Genomic DNA, 5,196 nt, shown 5'->3' with positions numbered 1-5,196 from the left:
ACACGGCCGTTCGGTCGCTCCACCGTGCAAACCGGCCCGGGAGCAAGCACGGTGGGGGCGTGCTGAGGAGAAGGCTGGCGGCCCTGTGCGCCCTGTGCGTCCTGCTGTTCTGCGTGCCGGCGACCGGCGCGCAGGCCAGGTCGCCCGGGTGGGCGGTCGTGGTGGTGGACCAGGAGTCCCGTAGCGTCCTGGTGCTGCAGAGCGCCGAGGAGCTGATGGCCTACCGGGGCCCGGGGCGGCTGCCGGTCGTGTGGGGCTGGAGCGCCGACCGGGCGGCCGGGCTCGCGGACCTGGCGCCCGCGCGGAGCTGGACGAATCCGGACGAGGCGAAGAGCCGGGTCCGGCAGGGCCGGCGCTACCTGCTGACCACCGCCTCCGGCGGCCTGGCCGCCGTCGTGGACACCACCACCGGCGCGACGCGCTGGGCGGCGGACCTGGGCGGGGCGGCCAATCCGCACAGCATCGAGCTGCTGCCGGACGGCAACGTCGCGGTCGCGGCGAGCGGTGGCGGGTGGGTGCGGCTGTACGCGGCCTCGCAGGGGCCGCGTGCCACCGCCCACGCCGGCTACCCGCTCCCGGGCGCGCACGGCGTGCACTGGGACGGCCGGACGGGCCTGCTCTGGGTGCTCGGCGACGACGTGCTGACCGCGCTGCGGGTGGGCGGTACCCCGGCGGCGCCCACCCTGACCGCCGTCCGGTCGACGCCGCTGCCCGACCACGGCGGGCACGACCTCGCGCCGGTGCTGGCCGAGCCGGGGCGGTTCTGGGTGAGCACGCTGACCGGCCTGTGGCGGTACGACCCGGCGGCCGACCGCTTCACCGCCGTGCGGCTGGACGACCCCGCAGCCGTCCGGGACGTGAAGAGCGTCGGGGACGAGCCCGGCACCGGACGGCTGCTGACCGTGGCCCCCGACCACAGCGGGCCGTGCTCCTGGTGCACCTCGGTGATCACCCTGCACCGGCCGGACGGTACGCGGACCCTGCGCGGGACGCACCTCTACAAGGCGAGGTGGTGGGGAGGCTGGTAGCAGATTTGCGACGCGCAGGTGCCGGTTTCGGGGTTCGGGTCGGCGATGCCACCCGTTCTGCCGACGGCATTCGGATGATGGGGCATATTGTGTACCCCGGCAAACTACTCCAATAGAAGTGAGTTTCCCGTCGCCGTCCGTAAACCATCCGTCCACCGTGTCGGCTGGGATAGCGTCGAAGGCGTCGGGGGGCCGACACCGATTCGGTGTATTCGAACACTAGCTACCGGGCCGTAATGGCCGGATTGAGTCATGGAGAAAAACGTGTCGAATTTGATGCCGGAAAACATGCCGGAGAAAATGCCGGACACCGTCGACGACCTGCAACTCGCGGCGGAATCGCTGGCCGCTTTCCCGGCCCGGGGCGCGGCCGGAGGCGCGGATGTCACCGAGCGTCTCGCGGCGGTCGCCGAACTCTGCCGGTCGGTTGACGCGGTGCTCGACAGCCTGGTCGTCCAGGTCGCCGCGGAAGCGGCCGAGGAGGGTTGGACGGCGGCCCGGATGGCGGCGGAACAGTCCGGTTACTACGCCAGGTTGCGCCGGGCACTGCTCCCCGCCGCGACCGGCGCCGGGCTGACGCAGCAGTGAGCGCGCTGCACCTGGGCGTGCACGTGCTGTCCTGCCCCACCCGGTGGAGCGACGTCGACGAGAACGGGCACATCAACAACGCCCGGCTGGTCGGCTACGTCCAGGAGGGGATTTACGACATGTTCTGCCACCACGAGACCGCCGTCCGGGACGCCCTGTTCCCGTCCGGATTCATTATCGCGCGACACGAGATCGATTTTCTGGAGCAGTTGTACCACCGGCCCGAGCCATTGTCGGTGCAGTTGACGGTTGAACGGATCGGGCGGAGTTCCACGCATATCGTGGTGGATGTCTGCCGTGACCCGCACACCTTTATGCGGGCCAGGACCGTGGTGGTCGCGCGGGACCGTGAATCCGGCCGCTCGCGCAAACTCAGTTCGAACGAGCGGCGTTTTCTCGAGGCGTTTATGCCGGACGAGGTGCGGGCCCCCGCCGTGCCGGCTGTGCCTGCTGTGCCCACCGCACCGGCCGTGCCGGTCACGGCGCCGCCGCCGCAGCGGGTGGCGGCCCGCACGGGCGCCGCTCTGCCGCACCGCACCCGCAGACGGTGTCGGGCCTCGGCGGCCTGACACCCGGGCCCCTGGTGGCCCCGCGCCGGGCAGGGCGCGGGCCGGCGACGTGATCGACAACGGCGTCGATCCGTCCGGCCGGTCTCCCTGCCGCCGTGCCGCAGTACGCTGAGCAGCACGGGCACCGGCGAACCCCAGGCGGTCACGGGCCGTGACGGCGCAGCCGACCGGACCTCGCCGCCACCAGCCGTCCGCCACGGGCCGTCCGCCATCAGCCGTCCGCCGCCACCGGGCCATCGGGCCATCGGATCGTCCGCGCGAGGGCCGGCGGCTCTCGGCCTCCGGCTTCCGGGCGGAGCGCAGCCGGTCCCCGCCGACCGGAAGGAGGACGCGATGACCATCTCCCCGGAGGACTTCCGCGCCCGCGTCGTCGACTGCGGGGAGTACCCGAGCGAGGCGGAGGCGGAGCACGCCATCCGGGTCGTGCTCGCACTGCTCGGTGAGCACCTGGTCGGGGCCGAACGGGCCGAGCTCGCCGACGCGCTGCCCGAGGCGTACGCCCCGCTGCTGCGCGATGCCGGGCCCGCCGCCGAACCGCTGACCGCCGAGCGCTTCGTGCGCGGTGTGGTCGGCTGGATCGACGGCGCGACCGAGGCGACTGGGCCGTGGGACATCGGGGCCGTGCTCGGCACCCTCGCCGACCTGGCCCCGGGGGAACTGGTCGACCGCGTGGTCGAGCAGCTCCCGGACGGTTACGACCTGCTGTTCGGCCACCCGGTGCCGGCCTGGGCCGGCGCGCCGGTGGTGGCCCGGAACAGCTCCGCACCCCGGCCGGTCAGCTCGACCGGTCCGGCACCCGGCCGCAGGTAGACGGACGCGCCCCGGGGGAGGTCGAGGTCCGCGAAGCCGGGGGCGTGCAGTCGGGCGCGGCCCTCGGCGCACAGCAGGATCTGCGGGGTGGGCAGCTCGGCGCGGACGGCGGCCGGGCCCGGGCGCAGCCGGGAGAGTCGGAACTCCTCGGCGGGGGAGGGGAATTCGTCCTCGAACCGGTCTCCTGGGAGCGCCGTGAGGACCTGCGGTTCACCGGTGTGGAAGGACGTGACCGCCAGCAGGCCGTCGACGTCGACGTGCTTGGGGGTGAGCCCGCAGCGCAGCACGTTGTCCGAGTTGGCCATCAACTCCACGCCCACGCCCCGGAGGTAGGCATGCGGCACGCCGGCGTCCAGGTAGAGGGCCTGGCCCGCCGCGAGCCGGACGTGGTTGAGCAGCAGCGCGGCGATCAGGCCCGGGTCGCCGGGGTACTGCGCGGCGGCGCGGGCGTAGCCGGCGCAGGCCTCGGCGAACGGGCCGCCCTCGGCCGCGAGCCGGTGCAACGCCCTGGTGATGTCGCGGAGTTGGGGGACGGTGGGACGGTCCTCGGCCAGGACCCGGCGCAGCAGTGCGGGCAGGACCTCGGCGGCGGGGTGCGCGCGCAGGTCGTCCGCCCAGCGGGCGAGCAGCGGGACGGCGAGCGCGTCCAGCAGCCGGGCCGTGTCGGGGGCCGGGCGGAATCCGCACAGTGCTTCGAAGTCCCCGAGGGCGCAGATGAGTTCGGGCTTGTGCCCGGGGTCCTTGAAGACCCGCTCGGGTGCGTCGAGCGGGACCCCGCGGGCCTCCTCGGCCGCGTACCCGGCCGCCGCCTGGGTCCGGGTCGGGTGGACCTGGAGGGAGAGCGCCCGGTCGGCGGCCAGCACTTTGAACAGGAACGGCAGCGCCGGGCCGAACCGCCCCACGGTGTCCGGCCCGAGCATGGCGTTCGGGTACCGCTGGATGAGTTCGTCCAGCGGCTGCGGTCCGCCGGCGCCGTCCGGAGCCAGCAGCTCGGAGGGCGCCGACGGGTGTGCGCCCATCCACAGTTCGGCCTGCGGGGCGCCGGTCGGCGCGGTGCCGGTCAGTGCGGGGATGGCGGTGGGCGAGCCCCACGCGTACGGGCGGACCGGGTTGTGGAGCAGGGCGAAGGGCGGGAGCGACATGGCGCGGCCTCCGAGGGGTTCGGGTCAGCGGCAGAGCGCGGCCGCGCCGATCAGCCCGGCATCGGTGCCGAGTTCGGCGCGGCGGACGTCGAGACCGCGGATGTAGGACAGCGTGGCGTAGCGGTCGAGGTGGCGGGCGAGCGGTGCGAACAGGACGTCGCCGGCGGTGGCGACGCCGCCGCCGACCACCACCCGGTCGAGGTCGACCAGGGCCGCGGTGGCGGCGATCCCGGCGGCGAGGGCCTGGGCGGCGCGGTCGAAGGAGGCGAGCGCGACCGGGTCGCCCGCCTCGGCGTCGGCGGCGACGGCCCGGGCCGAGCGGTCCTCCCCGGCCGGGCGCCAGCCCTCGGCGAGGGCCCGGCGGGCGATCGCGGTGCCGCTGGCGAGGCCCTCCAGGCAGCCGCGCGAGCCGCACGGGCAGGGCTCGCCGTCCAGGTCGACGCTGATGTGGCCGAGGTGGCCGGCGTTGCCGCTGGGGCCGGGACGGACGGCGCCGTCGAGTACCAGCCCGGCGCCGACCCCGGTCGACACCACCAGGCACAGCGCGTTGGCCGCGCCCAGGGCGGCGCCCTGCCAGTGCTCGGCGGCGGCCATCGCGACGCCGTCCCCGGCCAGGTGGACGGGCAGCCGCCGGGCGGCCACCGCCGGGTGCGCGGCGACCTCGGCGACCAGCGGGAAGTCGCGCCAGCCGGGGATGTTGACGGGGCTGACGGTGCCGGCGGCGAGGTCGACCGGGCCGGCGCTGCCGATCCCGACGGCCGTCACGGCGGTCCAGTCGGCGGTGCCGGCGAGCCGGTCCAGCACCTCGTGCACGACGGCGAGCACGGCCGCGCCCGGCTCCCGGGCCGGGGTGGGCAGTTGGAGCCGGTGCCGCAGCCGCCCGTGGCCGTCGACCAGCGCCCCGGCGATCTTGGTGCCGCCGATGTCCACGGCGGCGAACAGCGGGGTGGCGGCGGGCGGCGGGGTGAGGGTCATCGCGGCGGGCTCCAGGCGGGTTCGGGCGGGGGCGGCGCCCCGGCGGGCGGGCCGGGGCGCCGATCAGCGTAGTGCGGCATACGG

At 75.2% G+C, this 5,196-nt stretch carries 6 protein-coding genes; 4 read left to right on the top strand and 2 right to left on the bottom strand.

Translation table 11 applies throughout. The annotated features are described in order from the left end of the window. Window positions 1–59 precede the first annotated feature (59 nt). From ACFV6I_RS37375 to ACFV6I_RS37360, 4 genes are all read left to right on the top strand, one after another. Entirely contained in the window at window positions 60–1,028 is a 969-nt protein-coding gene (locus ACFV6I_RS37375; RefSeq protein WP_380339544.1) for a DUF6528 family protein, read from the top strand. A gap of 252 nt (window positions 1,029–1,280) precedes the next feature. Beyond that, window positions 1,281–1,616 (top strand): hypothetical protein, encoded by a 336-nt coding sequence (locus tag ACFV6I_RS37370; RefSeq protein ID WP_063346410.1) that lies wholly within the window; start codon window positions 1,281–1,283, stop codon window positions 1,614–1,616. Next, window positions 1,613–2,185: a thioesterase family protein gene (locus tag ACFV6I_RS37365; protein WP_063346409.1), complete on the top strand. Its 573-nt coding sequence runs from the start codon at window positions 1,613–1,615 to the stop codon at window positions 2,183–2,185. Before ACFV6I_RS37370 ends, ACFV6I_RS37365 begins: the two co-directional genes overlap by 4 nt. A gap of 333 nt (window positions 2,186–2,518) precedes the next feature. Continuing rightward, complete coding sequence (locus ACFV6I_RS37360) at window positions 2,519–2,995, top strand: DUF2267 domain-containing protein (RefSeq protein ID WP_079135401.1); 477 nt, start codon at window positions 2,519–2,521, stop codon at window positions 2,993–2,995. Here ACFV6I_RS37360 and manA read toward each other — a convergent pair. Then, complete coding sequence (gene manA, locus ACFV6I_RS37355; RefSeq protein WP_380430507.1) at window positions 2,878–4,137, bottom strand: mannose-6-phosphate isomerase, class I; 1,260 nt, start codon at window positions 4,135–4,137, stop codon at window positions 2,878–2,880. The two genes, ACFV6I_RS37360 and manA, sit on opposite strands and share 118 nt — an antisense overlap. A gap of 24 nt (window positions 4,138–4,161) precedes the next feature. Further along, on the bottom strand, window positions 4,162–5,112 hold the full coding sequence (locus ACFV6I_RS37350; RefSeq protein ID WP_380430504.1) for an ROK family protein: 951 nt from the start codon (window positions 5,110–5,112) through the stop codon (window positions 4,162–4,164). Window positions 5,113–5,196: the final 84 nt, after the last annotated feature.

It is taken from the genome of Kitasatospora sp. NPDC059803 (assembly GCF_042732255.1).
Lineage (GTDB): Bacteria > Actinomycetota > Actinomycetes > Streptomycetales > Streptomycetaceae > Kitasatospora.
Note: the sequence above shows the minus strand (reverse complement) of the source record. Positions and strands in the feature narration are given on the sequence as shown.

Bases quoted from the DNA above. Each gene is read 5' to 3' on its own strand.
- ACFV6I_RS37370 (WP_063346410.1), top strand. From the start codon at position 1,281: ATGGAGAAAAACGTGTCGAATTTGATGCCGGAAAACATGCCGGAGAAA.
- ACFV6I_RS37360 (WP_079135401.1), top strand. From the start codon at position 2,519: ATGACCATCTCCCCGGAGGACTTCCGCGCCCGCGTCGTCGACTGCGGG.
- manA (WP_380430507.1), bottom strand. From the start codon at position 4,137: ATGTCGCTCCCGCCCTTCGCCCTGCTCCACAACCCGGTCCGCCCGTAC.
- ACFV6I_RS37350 (WP_380430504.1), bottom strand. From the start codon at position 5,112: ATGACCCTCACCCCGCCGCCCGCCGCCACCCCGCTGTTCGCCGCCGTG.